This window comes from Bacteroides caecicola, assembly GCF_023337095.1.
In the GTDB taxonomy this organism is placed as follows: Bacteria; Bacteroidota; Bacteroidia; order Bacteroidales; family Bacteroidaceae; genus Phocaeicola; species Phocaeicola gallinarum.
In genome coordinates this window covers 288,343-309,661 of the sequence record NZ_JAMBLM010000004.1, presented here as the reverse complement: position 1 = coordinate 309,661, position 21,319 = coordinate 288,343, and the positions used below count along the sequence as shown (strand labels likewise).

General features: G+C 45.8%; 17 protein-coding genes. 9 read left to right on the top strand and 8 right to left on the bottom strand.

The window, feature by feature from the left end:
• Positions 1 to 222: 222 nt before the first annotated feature.
• From M3085_RS06015 to M3085_RS06000, 4 genes are read right to left on the bottom strand one after another with little or no spacing between them, the layout of a single operon-like run.
• Positions 223 to 1,407, bottom strand: coding sequence for a DUF1735 and LamG domain-containing protein (locus M3085_RS06015; protein ID WP_249052521.1), 1,185 nt, complete (start codon positions 1,405 to 1,407; stop codon positions 223 to 225).
• Positions 1,408 to 1,424: 17 nt separating this feature from the next.
• Positions 1,425 to 2,519, bottom strand: coding sequence for an endo-beta-N-acetylglucosaminidase family protein (locus M3085_RS06010; protein ID WP_249052520.1), 1,095 nt, complete (start codon positions 2,517 to 2,519; stop codon positions 1,425 to 1,427).
• A 33-nt stretch (positions 2,520 to 2,552) separates the two neighbouring features.
• Entirely contained in the window at positions 2,553 to 4,196 is a 1,644-nt protein-coding gene (locus M3085_RS06005; protein ID WP_249052519.1) for a SusD/RagB family nutrient-binding outer membrane lipoprotein, read from the bottom strand.
• 21 nt (positions 4,197 to 4,217) lie between these two features.
• Positions 4,218 to 7,265: a SusC/RagA family TonB-linked outer membrane protein gene (locus M3085_RS06000; RefSeq protein ID WP_249052518.1), complete on the bottom strand. Its 3,048-nt coding sequence runs from the start codon at positions 7,263 to 7,265 to the stop codon at positions 4,218 to 4,220.
• A 615-nt stretch (positions 7,266 to 7,880) separates the two neighbouring features.
• Between M3085_RS06000 and M3085_RS05995 the strand changes: the two genes are divergently transcribed.
• The 7 genes from M3085_RS05995 to M3085_RS05965 all read left to right on the top strand — a co-directional run bounded on the left by M3085_RS05995 (position 7,881) and on the right by M3085_RS05965 (position 15,153).
• The gene (locus M3085_RS05995) at positions 7,881 to 8,321 is read left to right on the top strand and encodes a MarR family winged helix-turn-helix transcriptional regulator (RefSeq protein WP_178256667.1); all 441 of its coding nucleotides are present in this window, start codon (positions 7,881 to 7,883) and stop codon (positions 8,319 to 8,321) included.
• Positions 8,302 to 9,630 (top strand): TolC family protein, encoded by a 1,329-nt coding sequence (locus tag M3085_RS05990; RefSeq protein ID WP_191709663.1) that lies wholly within the window; start codon positions 8,302 to 8,304, stop codon positions 9,628 to 9,630. Before M3085_RS05995 ends, M3085_RS05990 begins: the two co-directional genes overlap by 20 nt.
• A 30-nt stretch (positions 9,631 to 9,660) precedes the next feature.
• A complete protein-coding gene (locus M3085_RS05985) occupies positions 9,661 to 10,725 on the top strand; it encodes an HlyD family secretion protein (RefSeq protein ID WP_178256669.1) in 1,065 nt (354 codons plus the stop codon).
• Positions 10,722 to 12,326: an MFS transporter gene (locus M3085_RS05980; RefSeq protein ID WP_178256670.1), complete on the top strand. Its 1,605-nt coding sequence runs from the start codon at positions 10,722 to 10,724 to the stop codon at positions 12,324 to 12,326. Before M3085_RS05985 ends, M3085_RS05980 begins: the two co-directional genes overlap by 4 nt.
• A gap of 77 nt (positions 12,327 to 12,403) precedes the next feature.
• Entirely contained in the window at positions 12,404 to 13,243 is an 840-nt protein-coding gene (locus M3085_RS05975; RefSeq protein WP_204499289.1) for an alpha/beta hydrolase, read from the top strand.
• Positions 13,240 to 14,007, top strand: coding sequence for a TIGR03915 family putative DNA repair protein (locus M3085_RS05970; RefSeq protein ID WP_178256672.1), 768 nt, complete (start codon positions 13,240 to 13,242; stop codon positions 14,005 to 14,007). The genes M3085_RS05975 and M3085_RS05970 overlap by 4 nt, the downstream gene beginning before the upstream one ends.
• A 246-nt stretch (positions 14,008 to 14,253) precedes the next feature.
• Positions 14,254 to 15,153: a helix-turn-helix domain-containing protein gene (locus tag M3085_RS05965; protein ID WP_178256673.1), complete on the top strand. Its 900-nt coding sequence runs from the start codon at positions 14,254 to 14,256 to the stop codon at positions 15,151 to 15,153.
• 12 nt (positions 15,154 to 15,165) lie between these two features.
• On the opposite strand, the gene truA is transcribed toward M3085_RS05965, so the two are convergent.
• From truA to M3085_RS05950, 3 genes are read right to left on the bottom strand one after another with little or no spacing between them, the layout of a single operon-like run.
• Positions 15,166 to 15,918: a tRNA pseudouridine(38-40) synthase TruA gene (gene truA, locus M3085_RS05960; RefSeq protein WP_249052517.1), complete on the bottom strand. Its 753-nt coding sequence runs from the start codon at positions 15,916 to 15,918 to the stop codon at positions 15,166 to 15,168.
• A gap of 15 nt (positions 15,919 to 15,933) precedes the next feature.
• The gene (locus M3085_RS05955) at positions 15,934 to 16,602 is read right to left on the bottom strand and encodes a DUF5715 family protein (protein ID WP_178256675.1); all 669 of its coding nucleotides are present in this window, start codon (positions 16,600 to 16,602) and stop codon (positions 15,934 to 15,936) included.
• Positions 16,603 to 16,651: 49 nt separating this feature from the next.
• Positions 16,652 to 17,548 (bottom strand): AraC family transcriptional regulator, encoded by an 897-nt coding sequence (locus tag M3085_RS05950; RefSeq protein WP_178256676.1) that lies wholly within the window; start codon positions 17,546 to 17,548, stop codon positions 16,652 to 16,654.
• A 213-nt stretch (positions 17,549 to 17,761) separates the two neighbouring features.
• On the opposite strand from M3085_RS05950, the gene M3085_RS05945 reads away from it, so the two are divergent.
• Together M3085_RS05945 and M3085_RS05940 are read left to right on the top strand one after the other, a co-directional pair.
• Positions 17,762 to 19,246: a potassium/proton antiporter gene (locus M3085_RS05945; RefSeq protein ID WP_249052516.1), complete on the top strand. Its 1,485-nt coding sequence runs from the start codon at positions 17,762 to 17,764 to the stop codon at positions 19,244 to 19,246.
• Between the two features lie 109 nt (positions 19,247 to 19,355).
• On the top strand, positions 19,356 to 20,432 hold the full coding sequence (locus M3085_RS05940; RefSeq protein WP_249052515.1) for a YeiH family protein: 1,077 nt from the start codon (positions 19,356 to 19,358) through the stop codon (positions 20,430 to 20,432).
• A 179-nt stretch (positions 20,433 to 20,611) separates the two neighbouring features.
• On the opposite strand, the gene M3085_RS05935 is transcribed toward M3085_RS05940, so the two are convergent.
• Positions 20,612 to 21,196, bottom strand: a complete 585-nt coding sequence (locus M3085_RS05935; RefSeq protein WP_191709667.1) for a DUF6621 family protein — start codon at positions 21,194 to 21,196, stop codon at positions 20,612 to 20,614.
• Between the last annotated feature and the right edge of the window lie 123 nt (positions 21,197 to 21,319).

The following is a 21,319-nucleotide window of genomic DNA, read 5'->3' as shown; positions in this document are numbered from 1 at the left end:
AATATATGGTTAAGAATCTGTTTGAATTGTCCGATAAAGTAACCTCACCGCCCCCTTTTCAAGGCATGAAAAACGCTACCCGAAGAACGAGTCAACACTATGGGTAGAACCGGGCAACGCTACCGCATGAAACGACCAACGCTAACGGTAGCGTTTTTTCCGATGTAAATTCATTAAAGCCGGAACATCCAAACAGGCTCCAAACGATTCATTTACTTGCAATTACTCTTGCGGCGGGAAGATGAACCCGTTTCCTCCGTTGTCATCGAAAGTGTAAGTAGAGTGTTTGGGCAAATCTTTCTCACTCTTACTCCAATCCCACAGTTTCGTATCATCCTCTACCACCTCGCCGGTTTCACGGTCTCTCTTTTTACCGTTCAGCGGATAGTAAAGCAACAGATTTTCATCGTCGGGGTTTACCATCTTCCATACGTTCGAAGCAATCTCCTGCGGTGTTCTTGCCGTTTTCCAGAAACGAACCTCGCGAATCAGCTCATTCGAGCCTCCAATCCAGAAACCGATCAATCCGTAAGGCCCTGTCCGTATTTCACGTTCAGCCACCAAAGCCCCGTTGACGTAAACAGAGTTTTTCTGCCCGTCGTAAACGAAAGCCAACATATACCATGTATCAGGCTGAGCCGAGAACTTATCGGCAGGAATATCTATCTGCGAACTTCCGGTTTTAATCTGCAACTGGTTCGGATTAATCGTCACGTCACCAAAACGTACATAGATTTCGTCCAGCGTGCTGGCATTTGCAACCAGCTTGGTTCCGCAAATAGACCGGTTGTTGCTTCTATAGCTTGAGCGGTTTACCATAACCTCCATCGTCCATTGGTCAACTTTGAAGTCGCTTGGGAACATGGTATTATCTTCACTACCCGAACCCCGACCGTCTGTACTGATGCGGAGCGCTTTCGTATTTACCCGCTGCTCAAGTACCAGCAAGGTTTCTTCCTGTCCCTTGATAACATTCACATCGCCACCTGTGATGCGGACGGGCAGCGCGTAATTACCTTCCATTGAAAATTTTACGTTTTTCAAAGTAATCGGCACATCTACCATAGCATAACGGGGCATGAAGGTTACGTTTTGAGATATTTCGTACATCTCTTTCGGAAGCACAATATAGTTCGTTCCGTTTTTCGCATTATATGCCTTCAGTTGCTCCTCACTTCCCGCTTCCAGCGTAACATTCACCTCGCGGGTATCCTGAACCGCCAAAGCTACTTGAAGTCCGTCAATCTTCGTATCTTTATCTTCTTCCACGAAGCTCTGCAAAATACCTTTGGTAGCTATATAAACACCTTGTTCGCTTTGAAATTCATCCAACGGATTTTTATATAATTCGTTTTGGCAACTGCTTGCCAGAAACAACAGAATCATCCAACAAATATTCTTTTTCATATAAGCCATTTTTTATGTTACTCAAAATTACCGGGATATACCTGATTACCGTAATACAACGCCATTCTCAACCATTTGTAAGGCGGGTCATTGGGAAAATCGTACTCCATGTGATAAGTACCTACACCTCCTATTCGTTTTCCGCTGGGCAAATCAAGCGTTGCATAATCAAGAATCTGAGTTCCTTCCATGTTATTCAGCTCCTCGCGTTCACTCGTATATCCCCGTATGCCTCCGGTTTTCCAACCTTGTTCAAACTCTACGGTGATAATCGTTTTGCGCTCCCAGTCATCCAAATTGGGTTTATTGATTTTCCGGATAACCGAGGATGTTCTTGACTCCCAGTATGCCTGATAGATATAGAAATCGACCAACTTGGAAGTTTCGGTAGACAACAAGTCGGGCTGACCGTCCATTACCAGCAACCGTCCGGCAGGGCGCAGGCGATTACTCAAGGTCTCAATGAACACCTGCATGTTATTATTGCCTTCGGGACTGATGTAATAACCATTTGCCAACGTTCCCGAATGTCCGTACCCGGGTTCGTAGTCGATATCGAAACCATCGAGGTTATATTTCTCAATGCTGTCGCAAATAGCGTTGGCATAGGCTTTCACCCCTTCTAAAAAATCACCTTTACCTTTTTCTTCCACCCAATACTGTGTGGCGTTCATGCCTTTGGGCGTCAGTTGGTCTCCCAAATCCTGAATAATCCAGCACAAGAGAGCTTTTCCGCCTTTTACTTCCTGAAAGAACTTCAGGTCGGCTTTCTGTTCTTCCGACAAAGAACCTCTGGTTCCCCAAAGCGATACGAAATCCACACTGTCGGGCAACATCTTCAGATAATTCTGGGCATTATTTCCTTTCCCCGTCCAGTTACCGAACCACCCGAAGCCTCTTACGTGAGGTGTATTTCTGTATTCGCGTATCCGCTTGAAATGTTCACGCATGGTCGGTGTCAAGTCGTCTTCACTTTGAGCTTCAATCAACGGAATCCGCTTGTACAAGCCTTCCTGATTTTCAAATATCTCTCTTTCTTCCGATGTCCAATCAGAACAGCTTGTAACGCATAATGCTGCTATTCCGATGTATAAATATTTTAGTAGTTTCATATAACTTACGCTTCTTTAAAATGGATTAAACGATTACTGATTAGGCTGCTTAGGTCTGTCTGAACGTACCCACCACATTTTAGTGGCTCCTATATCATCACCTCCCAACAGTTTCGGGATTTCCGCCATGTTAGGATTAGAATTATAAGCCGTGGGAGCAAACCGGAAACGTTCGGGCGCTCTGGTATCTTCAGCCGATGCACCGATACGTCCGGCAGCAGCCCCGTCCATCGGTTTCATGATGTAAGGGAATCCGGTACGGCGGTATTCAGTCCAAGCCTCTACCGCGTTCGGATAAAGCGCCAGATACTTCTGAGTGATAATCTTCTGCAACTGCTCGTCCTTCTGCGGCAGGCTTCCCGTATAATCGTCCCACTTGGGAGAAGTGTTGCCGATACTTAAATCGTGACCATAGTCGCCATACCAGTAAGCCATCGTTCTAATCCCTAACGGCTTATCGGTAGTCTCCAGATAATCTGCCGTAAAACCATTCACTCCGTTTTCTTGGAAAGACATGCTCACACCCTGTTCGTAAAACGTTTGCGGGTCTCCCTCCATCAGATTATAAAGGGCAGCCTCAGCCTTCAGGAAGTAAGTTTCGGACGCTCTGAACCAATACAGCGGTGAGTTTGCATCAATGTTAGGGCGTGAAGCGAACTTTTCCGACCAAGTAGTTTCCTGCTTCGAGTTTGTATTTTCCGGTGCTACCGCAAAATAATCTTTCTGCATATAACTGCCATAACCATACGTGCCCTGTGTAAAATACTTGCTAAGCCGCGGGTCTCTGTATCCGCGCAGGTATCCCCAGATGGTGGCTCCCATTCGGGTTTCATTGTAATCATTCACAGATGCCATCATCGAATTCAGCAACGGCATCTTGGCGGAAGTCTGGATTTTGGCTTCGCTTGCAATATCTTCAATCACTCCGCCGTTCTTGGGGTCTAATGCTTTGGCAATGTATTCGCGAGCCAATGCCTCGTCTTTGAAGTGAACTCTTACAGCCATTCGCAACATCAAAGAGTTTGCCAGCTTCACCCAGTTCTGTACGTTACCGTCGTATATCAAATCATATTGCGACATAACTCTGTAAGAAATGGTATTCAGCAGTTCGACCGACTTAGCCAAATCAGCCATCATGGTTTTATAAACCACCTCCTGACTGTCGAACTTCGGAGCAATGCTTCCATCGCCGGCAGAAGTATAGGCGATAGGACCAAATACATCCGTAGCACGCAGCCAAGCCACGTTTCTTACAATATTTGCCATCTCCAAAATAGCCTGTTCAGAAGGAGATTCGGCATCTTTTGCTATCTCATAGATTTCGTTCCACGGCAAAAAGATTGACGAATAGAAATTCTGATAGGCATAATTCATTCTGCTATCAGTAAAGTTCCAGTTCGATTCGTTGTTAAATCCCCAGTTATTATTATTTCCAAAATAACCGATATAGTTACCCGACGAAATCAAATCTGTATTTTGCAAATCGTTTCCCGGTCCTGTTGTCAAGCTGGGCGAACCGATAGGAATCACTCTTTGCTGCATATTCATAAAACGCGCACCGTATTTAAGAGGCCCTAATTCTTCATCAGAAACACCGTAAGGATCCGTGTTAACGGTCTCGTAATCGCAAGCTGACATCGAACAAAGTGTCAAAAGCAGAATTATATATTTTTTCATATTCAATTCCTTTATTTTATTTTAAAATCCAAACTTCAAACTCAAGCCATAAACAGACTGACTGGGCAACATGAAATAATCATATCCTTGACCAAAAGTTCCCGTAGAAGCTGTCAGCTCGGGGTCGTAAGGAGCTTTGTTATAAATCATCCACAGATTTGTACCGTATACAGACAGACTGACGTTATTCACTACGTTCTTAAACCACTTGTCTGGGAAGTTATAAGTCAATCGGGCTTCCTGTAATCTAACGTTGGTAGCAGAATAGGTATAATAAGCATCCAAGTTAGACACCGCTTCATAATATGCTTTAGGATCTACCTGAAAATGTCCGAGCGATACACCTCCGGCATTGCGTGCTTTTGCCGAAGCCTCTGATACGCCGTATTTATCCAACACCGCCTGCGTTTTCGATATTACGATACCGCCGATACGCGCCGTAAACAGCAGGTTCAGGTTAAAGCCTTTATATCCGAAGCCGTTTTGCCAGCCCAAATTCCATTTCGGGTTTACGCTGCCCAGCTTATACGGAGTGGTAGTTTCGGTGGTCAAGGCTTGTCCGGGCTGATAATCTACATAATTATCTTCATCGCGCTTCAGCCATTCATTGGCGTAAACCGTACCGATTTCTTCTCCTTCTCTCAAGCGGAATCGTCCTACCTGTATGTCGGTCAGGTCGATCTGCGTATTGGTTACAGGATTCAGCACATTGCGTGCCAGCCGGACAATTTTGTTTTTATTGGTAGTGGCGGTAAGCGTTGTATTATAATTGAATCCGCCCCAAGTCTTGTCGAATCCTACCGTCAGTTCAATACCTTTATTCTGAACGTTTCCTGCCTGTACGAACATGTATTCGTAACTGCTGCCCAGCGTGGCTTTCAGCAACTGGTTATACGTGTTCGAATGATAATATGTAAATCCGAGTGTAAGCGCATTGTTAAACCATCTGGAGTCGATACCCACTTCGTAAGAACGGGTTCTCTCTGCCTTCAGATTCGATACCGGATAATACTTAAAGGGTTTGAACGTACCTCCTTGAAGCTCGTGAGTCAGCGTTCCGGGAGTAAGTCCGGTATAAAGGATAGGCGAACCTACCTCGGTATATGATGTTCTTACTTTCAAAAAGCCCAGAGTAGGAGCCAATGTTTCTCTCACCTTGTCGGGCAACAATTCTGTTACGAGGACAGACAATCCTACCGACGGGTAGAATATCCACGGTTCGTCGCTGTTTACCAGTTGCGAAGGCTTGTCGGCTCTTCCCGTCAGCGTGAGGTATAATGCTGACTTCCATGACAGTTCGGCTGAAGCAAACAGTGCGAAGTTTCTTTTGCGGCTGTCGCCTCCCGTTTGGCTGGCGTAGCTTTGGGTGGGGTCGATGTTGCTGTACGCAAACTTGTTCGGAACCAAAAGCAGTTGTCCGCCGTAGCCCCGTCCTTTGGTATCGTATTCCTCAAACGACGTTCCGACATTGACCGTTGCATGGTAGATTTCAGCAAACTGTTTGTCGAAGTTTACCATAATATCGGCATATTTCTGTTTGTACGTCTCGTTAGAGTAAGCATAAAATCCGTTTGCTCCGGCGTATGTGTTAATCGTCGAAGCATAACGCTTGTCTTCTTTCTCGGTATAGGTATTATCCAGACGAACACGTCCTACGATATTCAAGTAACGGGTAATATCATACTTCAGCGATGCATATAACATGTAGCGGTCTTTCACCTCGGGGCGGATATTGCGATATGCAATCCAATACGGGTTTTGGATATCGAAACCGAAATCGCCCGGAGTCCACTGCTGTTCCGAATAGCCCAGCTCACTGTTAAAGCGCTCAAAGTATTTTTCACGTCCGAACTCCTCACCGCGGGGATACAAGTATGCCCCAACGATAGGGTTGAAATACGTTCCGTAAGAAATCATGTTGTTATAATACTCACGGATATAGCTTACAGACGCATCCAGCGTCAGTTTATCGTTCAGAAATTTAGCCGTATTTCTCAGCGTGACATTGTAACGATGATACTTATTATTGGGTACAATACCGGCCGAATTAACAGCTGCGACAGAAAAATAAGTCTGATTTTTATCATTTCCGGTTGAAAGATTAAATGAATTGTTAAAGGTAGTTCCCAGCTCGAAGAAATCTTTCGGATTATAACACGGCTGGTTTTCCAACTTATCGCCCCATGAATAGTAATTGCCGGAAATGCCATACTCGTTCTGGAACTTAGGCAGCATCATCGGCGTCATAAATTCTACGGATGACGATACTCCGATGCGCATTTTTCCCGCTGCACCTTTCTTGGTATTGATAAGGATAACTCCGTTTGCGGCACTTGCACCATACAGGGCGGCTGCCGACGGACCGGTAAGTACCGACACGCTTTCGATGTCTTCCGGGTTCAGATTGGCGATACCTTCGCCCGACGTGCGTCCCTTGCCGAAGCCTGTTCCGTCTCCCTCACGATCGGCTTGGTTTCCTACGGGAACACCGTCGATTACATACAGCACGTTGTTATCGCCGTTGATAGACTTGTTTCCGCGCATCGTCACACGTGTACCTCCGCCCACGCCCGAAGCGCTGCGCTGGATGTTCACACCGGCTACTTTACCGTTCAGGCTGTTGACAAAGTTGGCGTCTTTCACCGATGTAAGCATTTCATTGTCCACCTTCTGAACATTATAGCTCAACGCCTTTTCAGAACGCTTAATACCCAAAGCCGTAACCACCACTTCGTCTATCTTCTGCGAGTCTTCGGTCATCACGATGTTCAGGGGCAACGTGGCGTTCAGCAACTGAATCGTTTGGGTGGCATAACCAATGTAAGAAACAGCCAACACATCGTTTCTGTCGGCTTCAATCTTGAAACGTCCGTCTACATCCGTAATCGTTCCGGCTGAAGTCCCTTTCACTACGATGCTTACTCCTATCAGGGGTTCACCGTCTTTATCGGTAATCTTTCCGGTGATTTCATTACCGGTTTGGGCGAAAACTTGGATTTGCAAAAATAATATACTTAAAAAAGTGAGAAGTATCCACTGATGAACTGTGCGCCCACTATTTTTTTCCATAAATTTGTACATCTTTTTAGTATTAAGTAAATAGGTTATTAGTGTAAGATCAATTTCAGAACAGCATGAAATATGCTGACAATAGATGGATTCGATTTCATATCCGGAAGGCACGGTCTTTCCTTACGGGTACTTTTTTGCATAGTTGTTTAAGGTTATTCAAGGTTAATTAAACTGCATATATATGTGATTTTTATCATGTAATTCTAATAACAATAAAACCCCGATATTGTTCACTGGTTTTTCTACCGCATGAACGCCTCAACTCTACCCATAGAAACCAAGTGTTCTTCGGGTAGAAACAGTCAACGCTATGGGAAGAAATTTTACGACTAAAAATCAACAAGTTACAAACAGCGTTTACAGCAGGGCGGGAAAATAAGGCAATACAGATTTCTGTATAAAAATAAAAACAAAAAAACAGCATCAAGAAAATCTCTATCTTCTCAATGTTGTTCTTCTTATGATACATCACCGGCGATTTTTCCGCTGCTCATATTCATCATAAAAGAAGCTGTTTCTTGAAATAAAGGCAAGAGGAATAGTCAATCATTTGACTAATTCAGAAAAAAGTCATACCTTTGCAGCCGTAAAACTAAACGGTCGCAAAATAGGATGGAAGAAGGAGAAGAGTTTAGAGAACTCATGTTAGAAGTATTCCGTACCCGCATGGCGTTCCGGCGTGCCATGCAACGAACTTTAAGAAAAAACCATGCAGGGATAACGTTTGAAATGCTTCAAGTATTATGTAGCCTGTGGTATGAACAAGGTATTACCCAACAAGTTTTATCAGAACGGATAGCCAAAGACAAAGCGTGTCTTACCAACTTAATGAACAATCTGGAGAAAAAGGGGTACGTATGCCGCAAAGAAGACCCTACCGACCGACGAAACAAGTTGGTTTTTCTTACGCCGAAAGGCGAAAAATTTAAAGAAGACATTCGTCCTATACTCGGACAAGTGTACGAAAAAGCAGAACATATTATAGGAAAGGAAAGCATCCAAACCATGTTGTCTGAATTAAGAACTGTATATAATGTGCTTGAAAATGTATAAGAAAACACTTACCGTCATTCTTTTTTTAGCATCGCTTTCCATCGGCTCTACAAGGGCGGCAGAACATGCCGACACGCTGTTTCTACCGGTAGAGCGGTTGTTTGAAAGGGGTGTGAAATATAATTTGCAACTTCAGGCTGACGCACTGGAGACGGCTATGGCACACGAACGGACGAAAACGGCGCGCACGTCTCGGCTGCCGGACTTGCAAATCGGGCTACGGGGCGGATATGTGGGACAGCCGGTTGTGTTTCAACACGGATTATCAGACCCTACGCATCCTGAAACGCCCGACTGGTCGCAAAATTATGCCATCGACTTTACGCAACCGCTTTACGAGGGTGGACGTATCCGTTATTCCATCCGACAAGCGGACATGGAAAAACAGGTGGCGGAACTGCAACAGTTAAGCGATGAAGCCGAGGTCAAGCTCAGCCTGCTGAACCAATACATGAACCTGTTCAGCCTGTTTAAGCAACACGAGGTACTGTCACGAAACATCGAGGAATCGGAAATCCGCCTTCACGACATACGGCGCATGAAAAAGGAGGGGCTGATTACGAACAACGACGTATTACGCAGCGAAATGCAACTTACGAACGACCGCCTGTCGCTGCAAGAAACCGAAAACAGCATCGCATTGGTTTCGCAGCAGTTAAACATCCTGTTAGGACAAGATGAAACGCTATTACTGAAGCCCGACACTACCCTGCTTTACCGCTCCGTGGCGTTAAGCGATTACGATGAGTACATCGAACAAGCCTATACCAACGACCCAGCAATGAAGTTACTGAAAAAGCAAACCGAACTGGCGGAAAACGGCGTACGCTTAAACAAAGCAGCCTACTTGCCTGTCGTTTCTTTATATGCTTCGAATACATTGGCACGTCCCCTGTCGCGCACAATGGCAGACATGTATAACAATACATGGAACGTGGGATTGTCGGTCTCTTATCCGCTGTCTTCGCTATTCAAGGAAAATCATCGGATAAAAGAAAGTAAACTGCAGGTTTCTCTGCGCAAAAACGAAGAAAGCCAAAAACAACAAAACATACGCATAGAGGTACGCACTGCTTACTTGCGACACAAAGAGGCGTTGCTGCAAGTCGAGGCGTTGAAGCTGTCGGTACGTCAGGCAGAAGAGAATTACCGAATCATGCAAAACCGCTATATGAACCAGCTGGCTATACTGACCGACCTGCTCGACGCCAACTCGGTAAGGCTTAACGTAGAACTGCAACTCACAACGGCACGCACACGAGTTATTTATACCTATTACCAATTATTAAAAGCCTGCGGAAGAATTTAGCCGGCACTTACAAACGCAAAAAACTCGTCTATGGAATTGATGGAAAAACAAAAAAAGCTAAGAAAATTAAGAACGCGCAACATTGTTCTCAACATCGTATGTATTCTTTTGGCAGGCTCAGGCTTGTGGTGGACTGTCAACTACTTCTGGCGATACATCAACTATGAAATAACCAACGATGCGTTTATCGACCAATATGTAGCTCCACTGAACATCCGGGTTTCGGGATATATCAAAGAAGTGCGTTTCAAAGAACACCAATACGTGCGTCAAGGCGACACCTTGCTGATACTTGACAACCGCGAATATCAGATAAGGGTGAAAGAGGCGGAAGCTGCCCTGCTCGATGCCCACGGGTCACAGTCGGTACTTCATTCGGGTATCGAGACATCGCACACCAACATAGCCGTTCAAGATGCCAACATTGCCGAAGCCAAAGCCCAACTATGGCAGTTGGAACAAGATTACCACCGCTTTGAGCGGTTGCTGAAAGAAGAATCGGTTCCTCAGCAACAGTTTGAACAGACTAAAGCTGCCTACGAAGCTGCACAGGCCCGTTATCAGGCTTTACTTGAGCAAAAACGGGCGGCACAATCGCAATACACCGAAACCAGCAAGCGTACCATCAGTGCCGAAGCCGCCATCATGCAGCGTGAAGCCGACCTTGACCTTGCCCGGCTGAATCTTTCTTACACCGTACTTACCGCACCTTACGATGGTTATATGGGACGCCGCACGCTGGAACCGGGGCAATACGTATCGGCAGGGCAAACCATTTCTTACCTCGTCCGCAATACCGACAAATGGGTTACGGCTAATTACAAGGAAACGCAAATCCGAAACATCTTCATCGGACAGGAAGTACGCATCAAGGTCGACGCGCTGCCGGGACGGATATTCAAGGGCAGGGTTACGGCAATATCCGAAGCCACCGGCTCGAAATACTCACTCGTCCCGACCGATAACTCGGCAGGCAACTTTGTGAAAGTACAACAACGCATTCCTGTACGGATAGACCTTGAGGATGTGAGCCTCAACGACATGGCGCATCTAAGAGCCGGAATGATGGTAGAAACTGAAGCCTTACGCCAATGATGACGATGAAATCACTGGACGTACCTGTCCGCCAATGGGTCCCCGACTGGCTGGGGATTGCCATTCTCTTTATCATCCTCCTACCGGTAACGATGCTGAACGGCTCGTATACGGGCAGTTCGCTGGAAGTATCCAACACGTTGGGCACATATACCGAAGACATTACAATGGGATATTATGCTACTTCGGCAGGCATGGCGATAGCTTATCCCATTGTCCCGAAAGTGCTCGATACGTTTTCGTCTAAGTTTATTCTGCTAACCGACCTCATCCTGCAGTTTTTCCTCAGCTGGATATGTGCTTATTCCGAAAACATAGATATCGTTATCGTATGCAGTTTTGCCATCGGCTTTCTAAAAGGATTTCTTATGTTATGGCTTATCCGCCGCATCCAAAAGATATTCAGCCCGCGGAACATACGTAGCGAGTTTTATGCCTACTTCTATCCTATCGTATTCAGCGGCGGACAGTTGTCGATGCTTGTCACCGTCGAACTGGCGTATTACTATAACTGGAAGTATATGTATTATTTCATGATGCTTCTTATCGCGATAGCCATTTTATGTGTCATCATCTGCTTCCGCCATAACCGCAGCTTGGAGAAAATACCTGTTTCCGAACTCCATGTGCGCGAAATGTTTGTCATCTCCGCCGGAATACTGATGCTGATATATGTCATTAACTACGGAAAGGTGCTCGACTGGATGGCTTCTCCGAAGATATGTGCCTACATCGTCATCGCTCCGATGCTGATTACTTATTTCATCTGGATGCAGTCTCATTCCCAGAAACCGTTTGTGAGTCTGGCACCGCTGTATCAGCCTAAAGCCATCGTAGGATATTTTTACATGATGCTTGTGATGTTTTTCAGCACATCCACCACTTTAATAACCAATTACCTCAATTCCATATTGAAGGTAGATACCACCCACTTGTATTCACTTTATATCTATCTGATTCCCGGATATTTCCTCGGAGCCTTTATTTGTTTCTGGTGGTTCAGGTGGCAACGATGGCGCTTCCGCTTTCTGATAGCAGGCGGCATGGCATGTTTTGCGTTCTTCTTCGGCTCGCTGTATTTTACCATTTCGCCGGACAGCACTTACGAAATGTTGTATCTGCCTATCTTTTTCAGAGGGTTGGGGATGCTTGTGCTGATTATCGCATTCGCACTGTTTGCTGTAGAAGATTTAAACCCGAAATACTTGTTGGCAAATGCCTTTTTCCTGATACTTACGCGGTCGGCGTTAGCACCCATCATGGCTACCGCATTTTACAGCAACGTCTTATACCGGCTGGAACAGAAATACCTGCATTCGCTGTCCGAGACGGTAACCATGGCAGACCCCATTGCCGCCGCTCGTTACGACCAGTCGCTAAACACTTATCTGGCGCAAGGGCATGGATACGATGAGGCTGTACGCATGGCTACCAATTCTTTATACGGCACTCTTCAGGAGCAAAGTTTATTGCTGTCGCTGAAAGAAATACTGGGCTACCTGTTTGTGATAACGCTCGTCATAGCCATCGTTTCGCGCTTCATCCCTTTCCATAAGACCATTCGTGTGAAATATACGAAAGCGGGCGACGATATGGTTTAAGAGTTTTTGGTGTTTTGAGTTTGCTGTTTCTTGTTTTTTTCATTCCTTTGTAAGCAGTAAACTCAAAACTTATTGATATGACTCGCAAATGCCTCACTTTATTCTGCCTCGGATTGCTGTTGTTTACTGTTTCAGCAGCAAAGGCAGCACGCATCGACACGCTGTCGGTAGAAAGTCCGAAAATGAAAAAAAACATCGAAGTGTTGGTCATCGTCCCCGACCAATGCAAGGCGTCGGCACCCTGCCCCACTGTGTATTTGCTTCACGGGTATGGCGGAAATGCCCGCTCGTGGTTAAAACTGAAGCCCGAACTTCCCCAAATGGCAGATGCCGACGGCATCATCGTTGTTTGTCCGTACGGAGAAAACAGTTGGTACTGGGACAGCCCGCTGCAAACAGGCAGCCAGTTTGAAACGTTTGTTTCTTCAGAACTGGTAAATTACATCGACAGCCATTACCCTACTGTAGCCGACCGCCGCGCAAGGGCGATTACGGGGTTCAGCATGGGCGGACACGGAGGCATGTGGCTATCCATCCGTCATAAAGACATCTTCGGAGCAGGCGGAAGCATGAGCGGAGGAGTAGACATCCGCCCGTTTCCGGATAATTGGGACATGAAAAAGCAATTAGGAGAAGAAGCTGCCAATCAGGGACGCTGGGACGCACATACAGCCATCAACCAGCTGGACAGACTGAAAGACGGCGACCTTGCCATGATTATCGACTGCGGTACGGAGGATTTCTTTTACGATGTGAACCTGAAATTCCACCAAGCACTGGCGGAACGCGGAATCCACCACGACTTCATCAGCCGTCCGGGAGTACACAATGAGGCATACTGGAACAACTCGATGGATTACCAATGGCTGTTTTTCAAAAAGTTCTTTAACGGATACCGCGATACCCCGGTGAAATGACAATCTTCCTATACGACCATACGTTCGAGGGGCTTCTTACCGCCCTTTTCGACGCTTATTTCCGTAAGCGGTTCCCCGACATGCTACTTACCGACGGCGAACCGCTTCCGCTGTTTTACGATGAATCGTATACCGTAACCACCGACACCGAAAAGGCTGAACGTGTATGGAAGGGGCTGCAAAAGAAACTCTCCGCCGGCGGGCTAAGCTGTTTTTCACAATGCTGGCTGTCGGAACTGTCCGAAGCCCCGATGCTGATGTTCCGCTACATGAGAAAGGTATTCGAATCGCCCGGTTTTTCGGAAACAAATTTTGCAGATACCGACGTGCTGACTTTGTTTCAGCTCAGCAAAAAGGTAAGCGGCGAACGTTACCGTGTCCTTCAGTTCATGCGTTTCCAAAAGACTGCCGAAGGCATCTATTTCGGCATAATGGCACCCATCTACAACGTTATTCCGCTCACCATTGAGCATTTCCGCGACCGCTTTACCGACCAGCGTTGGCTGATTTACGACAGCAGGCGACAATACGGTTATTACTACGACGGAGAGATGGTAAACGAAATCACCTTTACCGAACCTCGGCAGGCGCATCTGATAACAGGCATACTTGACGACGACCTCTTGGCGCAAGACGAACGGTTAATACAATCAATGTGGAAAAACTATTTCAAATCCATCTGCATCAAAGAGCGTATCAATCCGCGCAAGCATAAAAAAGACCTGCCCGTCCGTTATTGGAAATACCTCACAGAAAAGCTCTAAAGAGCCTGTTCTTTCGCCCCAAAAACGCTACTCGAAAAACCACTTTACGCTATGGGAAGAACCGGTTAACGCTACCGCATAAGATAAGTAACGCTACCCATACCGTTTTACGCGCCTTTACCGTGACGGGAAAAGAATGTATATATCTTGCTGAAGGTTGTAACTAATTTACAGATTTTCAGGTCCACATGAATCAGAAAGCAAATAAAATCATTATTTTTGCTTCATACTTAATCACTGGCTACTATGGACAATTTAATTCAACTGGACACGATAGAAAAATACAATAACCTATTCGGGCTTGAAACTTTTCATCCGCTGGTAAGCGTGGTCGATCTGAATAATGCTACCAAATTTCCAACCCACTTCACGGTTAATTACGGTATATATGCGCTCTTTTTGAAGCAAACCAAGTGTGGAGACATACGCTACGGAAGACAGATATATGATTACAGTGAAGGTACAATCACCAGTTTCGCACCCGGGCAGGTGGTAGAAACCGACATGCCCGAAGGCGTAAAACCTTCGGCTTTGGGCGTTTTGTTTCATCCGGACTTGATAAAGGGGACATCGCTGGGACAGGAAATCAAATCGTACTCATTTTTCTCGTACAATTCGAACGAGGCGTTGCATTTGTCGGAAGAAGAGAAAGAAATCTTTTTAGACTGCCTGAAGAAGACGCAAATGGAACTGATACATCCCATAGACAGGCTCAGCAAACGGCTGATAGCCCGAAATATCCAATTACTGTTAGACTACTGTATGCGCTTTTACAACCGTCAGTTTATCACTCGCGCAGAAGCCAACAAAGATATACTTACCCGGTTTGAAACGTTGCTCGACTCTTATTTCCAAAGCGGGAAGCCTCAAACGGAAGGACTGCCTACGGTGAAATATTTTGCCGACCAAGTATATCTTTCTCCGAATTACTTTGGAGACCTGATAAAGAAGGAAACCGGCAAAACGGCACAAGAATACATACAGAATAAAATAATAGATGCCGCCAAAGAGCAACTCATCGCAACAAAGAAAACAGTCAGCGAAATAGCCTATGAACTGGGCTTCCAATATTCGCAGCATTTCAACCGGCTTTTCAAAAAGAACGTGGGATATACTCCTACCGAGTATAGGAAACTCCCCGTATGAAAGAATAAAGGCTTAAACCTCGAACAGTGTGTCGGGATAACCGATATCGACCAGAAAAAGGGCATGTCCCGGTACGGAAGTCCCCGCACTGCAACGGTTTTTCTCTTCGATAACCCTGCGAAAGCCATTGACAGTAAGTTTCCCTCGTCCCACTTCGACCAGCGTACCGACTACGGCACGCACCATGTTTCTTAAAAAACGGTCGGCACGAATCGTGAATACCCATTCGTCGGGCGCTTCCTGTTCCCAACGGGCATACATGATTCGGCAATTATTGGTTTTCACATCGGTATGCAGCTTGCTGAAGCTGGTGAAATCAGTATAATCGAAAAGGGTTTGCGCCGCTTCATTCATCTTATCGAAATCCAACGATTGGAATACCCTCCACGCATACATGCGGTTAAAGGGGTCTTTGCGCGTGGTAATGTAATATTTATAAGTACGATAAGTAGCATCGAAACGTGCGTGTGCGTCAGGTTTCACCTCGCATACGCGGTAAACGGCAATATCCGCAGGCAGCAAACGGTTCAGTTTGTCGGTTACTCCCTCAACATCCAGACGGGTTTCAAAGTCGAAGTGTGCCACCATCAGCCGAGCATGTACCCCCGCGTCGGTACGCCCCGCTCCTACCACTTCTACCTGCCGGCGCAAGAATGTAGACAAGGCTTTCATCAATGTTTCTTGCACACTCGCCCCGTTAGGCTGAATCTGCCAGCCATGATAATTCGTACCGTCGTATCCCAAATAAATAAAATACCGAAACATACCCCTTGCCCTGTTTTATCTTGCCGTAATATGGAAACATCCCTGACGCAACTCATACTTCACGTAACAGCGGTCTGCCTTGCGCAAATCGCGCAACACTTCTGAAAGGACCAACTTCAGCGTATCGGCACTAACATCCTGCATCGGACGCCCGTCCGGGTCTTCCACCTTTTTAAAACGTTTCCAGCTTACATCGAACGTGGTACCGTAGAAGTGACAAGAGTTAAGCGATGCATTCCCGTTCGTACGTCGCAAGCGTTTCACATCTTCTTTTGTCCGCGTTACAGAAGTTACAATTATTTTATTCGGATTAAGCCCCTTGTTTTCCAAAGAATCCAGAAAGTTCACTCCAATGGTATCAAGCAACGCACTTGCCTGTGGAATCAGATAGGGAATAGAATGAGTAAGCGAATCCATATCGTAGCGTTCGCAGGGGGTTATCTTTACCAGACTTCCTACCATCTCATCGGCTTCCTCGCGCGAGCTGATAGGACGGATGCCTATTTTCTTAGCCGTAGCCAGTTGTACCGCATTTACGTCACCAAACGAACGCTTGTAACTAACCACTCCACGAATATTGCGGGGCTGATTCATTTTCATCGACATATCTTTTTCTGCACAGCCGGTTACCGACATACCGACAAACAAGATACAGGCAAAGCAACCATATAATAATCTCTTCATATTAGCATTGTCTTTATTTGATTTGCCGACAAAATTAATACTTTTTTCTTTATATCACCTCATTTAAGAGCTTATCCCTATATTCGCGCGGCGATACGCCCAAATAACGTTTCACATATTTCCCGAAAAACGACAAACTGGGGAAATCAAGTTCGTTGGCTATTTCCTTTATGCTTTTCCGCGTACGCTTCAACTGGTATTCCACATCTTTCATTACGTAACGGTTTATCCAATCCGAAGCTGTTTTTCCACTAACGTCTTTACATACAGCCGAAAGGTATTTAGCCGTTACGTGCAGGCGGTCGGCATAATAAGCCACCGAACGTTTCTTGGGGTAAGAGGAAGATAATTGGTCGAGGAACGAACGGAACAGATTGTCGCCCGATGTATAAGAAAGATTAGCCGGTTCGACGAAACGTTCCAATGCGCTTCCGAAATCATACATAAACGCCTGCAACAAAGCCTCCATCAATTCTTTATGGTATTTGCATGGCGTACCCGTAAGCCGCGAACGCAACAACTCAAAATACTGCAAGAATGTTTTGACCTCTTCTTCATTCAACGAAAATACCGGATATTTTTCAAGAAACATTTTCATATTCCAGTTATGCCCGATAAGCATTCCGATATGAGTCATATACTCCGGCGACAGAATAAATCCGCAGCAATCGAAATCCACACTCATCATACCGTGTTCAAGGATTACGTTAGGCAAGCAAATCAATATATCGTTTGCATGGATCGTATACTCCCTGTCGTCTATGTAGAGCGCGCCTCTCCCTTTCAAGCAAAGCGTTACGGCAAATACCTCTACCTTAGCCACCGTGTTTTCCCCGATATTATGTACATTGTCAATAATGGCAAAACGATTATCGTAAAAAGTTGCCACTTTTTCCAACAACTCTGTATTCTCAAGATCTCCAACAATTATACCTTTTTCTTCCATAACCTATATTACATTGCATTGAGACAGCATTTCATCCGCAAAATAACGCAATATCCTTAAATTAGCAATCATACATATTTCGTTGCAACTATCCCATATTTCCTAATTACTCATAAAGTAAAGAAATACAGAACATTTTATTCTTAAAAAGAAGCTGATATTTCCAGAAATCTTAGTTTCTTTGCATTCGGAAAATCATATAGACATACATCAATGAATATCACGTTAGAAATCGGTTTACTCGTAGGTTCGTTTCTTATTTTTTGCAGCATTCTTATCAGTAAAACAGGATACCGGTTCGGTATTCCTACCTTGTTGATGTTCCTCTTGGCGGGAATGCTGTTCGGAAGCGACGGTTTAGGCATCCAGTTCCATAACATTTCCGAAGCACAAAACATCGGAACGGTAGCGTTATGTATCATCTTGTTCAGCGGAGGTATGGAAACCAAATGGAAAGACATCCGCCCCATCTTAATGCCGGGAGTCATGCTGTCTACCGTAGGGGTATTGCTTACCACACTCATTACGGGGGTATTTATCTATTGGATATCGGGATGGCAGCACACCGAAATCGGGTTCAGCTTGCTGGGCTCGCTATTGCTTGCCGCCACCATGTCGTCTACCGACTCGGCTTCGGTGTTTAACACCCTGCGTACGCAGCGCATTAATCTGAAAAACAACCTTCGCCCCATGCTGGAACTGGAAAGCGGAAGTAACGACCCGATGGCATACATGCTCACCATCATCTTAATCCAGTGTATCCAAACCGGACATTTGTCGGGCATGGAGATAGCCGGCTCGCTGTTGCTCCAGTTTGCCGTAGGAGGCATCGGAGGGTATTTCTTCGGCAAGCTGACGGTGTGGGTGGTAAACCGCATCAATCTTAAAAACGGCGAGTTATACTCCATTCTGGTTTTAAGTTTCATATTCATTATTTACTGTATTGCGTATTTGCTGAAAGGGAACGGATATTTAGCGGTTTACATTGCCGGAATGGTAATAGGAAACAGTAATTTATTCAAGAAAAAAGAAATCGGCACCTTCTTAAACGGCATGACGTGGCTGCTTCAGGTCATCATGTTCCTTATTTTAGGATTGCTGGTTAATCCGCACGAAATGTTGGGCGTAACCATAACAGCCATACTCGTAAGCCTGTTCATGAATCTGATAGCACGCCCGGTCAGTGTGTGGCTCAGCCTGCTGCCGTTCGGCAATAAAATCAGCCATAAGTCGAAGGCTTTCATCTCATGGGTCGGATTGCGTGGTGCCGCCCCGATTATCTTTGCCACTTACCCGGCGGTAGAGCAGGTAAACGGTGCCGACCAGATATTCAACATCGTATTCTTCGTTACGCTGCTTTCACTGCTTGTTCAGGGCATGTCGCTTTCATGGGTTGCCAAGAAATTAGGCTTGTCGACGCCCGTACCCGATACGGAGGAAAACTTCGGCATCGAAATCCCTGAAACGGTGGGCAGCCAGCTTCACGAGGTGTACTGCACGCATCAGCTTCTGTCGCACGGAAAGCATATTCGCGACATTCCTTTTCCGAAAGGAGTATTGGTAATGATGATAAAACGTGGAGAAGATTACATCGTTCCGAACGGTAATGTTGAACTGAAAGAGGGCGACATTTTGTTGCTGATTGCAGAGAATGCGGTGGAGACTCCTGCTCCTCCTCCTGCCAACCCGCAGGCGTAAACCGACAAAGAAAGCCGATACAGGTACGGATTACAATAGTTTTTCGTACCTTTGCAACCGCTTACTGCTCAAAAAACTAAAAAGACTTAAAACTTAAAAATCTAAAGACATGTTTGAAAAAGGAAACAGAGCTAACACCTTACATGGCATTCTTTTGATTGCCTTATTTTCATTCGCGGCTTTCTATATCGCCGAGATTCCGTTTGTAAAAAACCTCTCTTTCAGTCCGCTGATTGTGGGTATCATCTTAGGAATGCTATATGCCAACAGCTTGCGCAACAAGCTGCCCGAAACGTGGGTTTCGGGCATCAAGTTCTGTACCAAACAGATTCTGCGCACGGGTATCGTGCTTTATGGTTTCCGCCTTACGCTGACGCAGGTGGCGGCGGTAGGGCTTCCGGCAGTGGTTATCGACACCATCATTGTGGCAGGTACGATTTTCCTCGGTGTATGGCTGGGCAAGCTGTTGAAAATGGATAAGGATACTTCGCTGATGACGGCAACAGGAAGTTCCATTTGTGGCGCAGCCGCCGTATTAGGAGCCGAGCCGGTGGTAAAATGTGAAGGACATAAAACCGCCATTGCCGTATCTACGGTGGTTATCTTCGGTACGATTTCGATGTTTCTTTACCCGATACTTTACCGCGCCGGACTGCTTGACGCACTTGGCAATACGGGAGTTGCCATCTATACGGGCAGTACGCTTCACGAAGTGGCTCACGTTGCGGGTGCGGGTAATGCGATGGACCCTACCGACTCTTTGGGCATAGCCGGAACTGCCACCATCACAAAGATGATTCGCGTAATGATGCTTGCCCCGGTACTGGTGATTATGAGTTTCGCTCTTGCAGGACGAAAGACCAAGAATGCCGAAGGGAAAACGGAAAAAAGCAAAATCACCATTCCGTGGTTTGCTTTCGGATTTATCGGCATCATTTGCCTCAACTCGCTCTTACAGTATCTGTTAGGAGTAGAGAGTGTTAAGGATATTCCGCTGAACGGGGCTATCGAATACATCGACACATTCATGCTGACGATGGCAATGACAGCGTTGGGAACGGATACGAGCATCGAGAAATTCAAGCAGGCAGGTGCAAAACCGTTTGTGTTGGCATTCTTGCTTTACGTCTGGTTGGTAGTAGGAGGTTACTTGCTTACCAAATATCTTGTACCGGCTTTAGTATAACCGGAAAACATCGGTTTGAACATAAAAGAACATGCCCATGGACTTGCAAATTCACGAGCATGTTCTTTTTATATATCCCAATGGGATGGGGTGATTTACGCTATGGGAAGCGTTATCCTGCGCTATGGGATGCGTTGACTTACGCTATGGGAAGCGTTACCCTGCGCTATGGGATGCGTTTACCCCAGCTCTTCGGAACGGATTCCCAGTGCTTGAAGTATGCCGAATCCTAATAGTTCAAAGCCATAATCGTGCTCATAATCCGGTGGATTCATGCCAAACCTTGTGATGCTTTCTTTTCCCTTTATCTCACTGATGACTTCTTCTAACGCCGGAGCGTAATCTTCTTCATCGGGCACGAAGATAATGCGCTTTACTTCTTTCGACTCGCCTGCCAACTGAAGTGATTCGCTGAACAAATCTTCGCGTTTTGCCATGCCCGACGGCTGGAATGCGTAGAGCGAAAACTCTCCCACCGCACTTTTAAAGCCCACGTTATGAAGCTCTGTCTCTAAACCGGACGGCTTACAAAACTCCATTTTCGTTTTTCCGGCTTGATATATAAAGATGACTTGTATCTCCGATTCGCCCGGCTGTACACCGGCGTCCAGCGCCAGACATTCTAACAACACCGCTAAATCGGCTTTCGGCAACTCTCGGTTGACTATCGGTGCGAAATGCGCCACCATGTCGCGCCCCACCCGGTCAAGGTAAACGGCATCGACCAGCAACACCGTGGGAGCAAATTTGATTTTCTGTTCCATTCGTCCTTATTTTATTTGAGGGATAAAGGTACAGCTTTTCCCCGAAATACACAAATGCTGACATTTTGTTAGGAAATGCGACAATATTTCAGTTTAAAAACATGATTATCTGACATTTATACA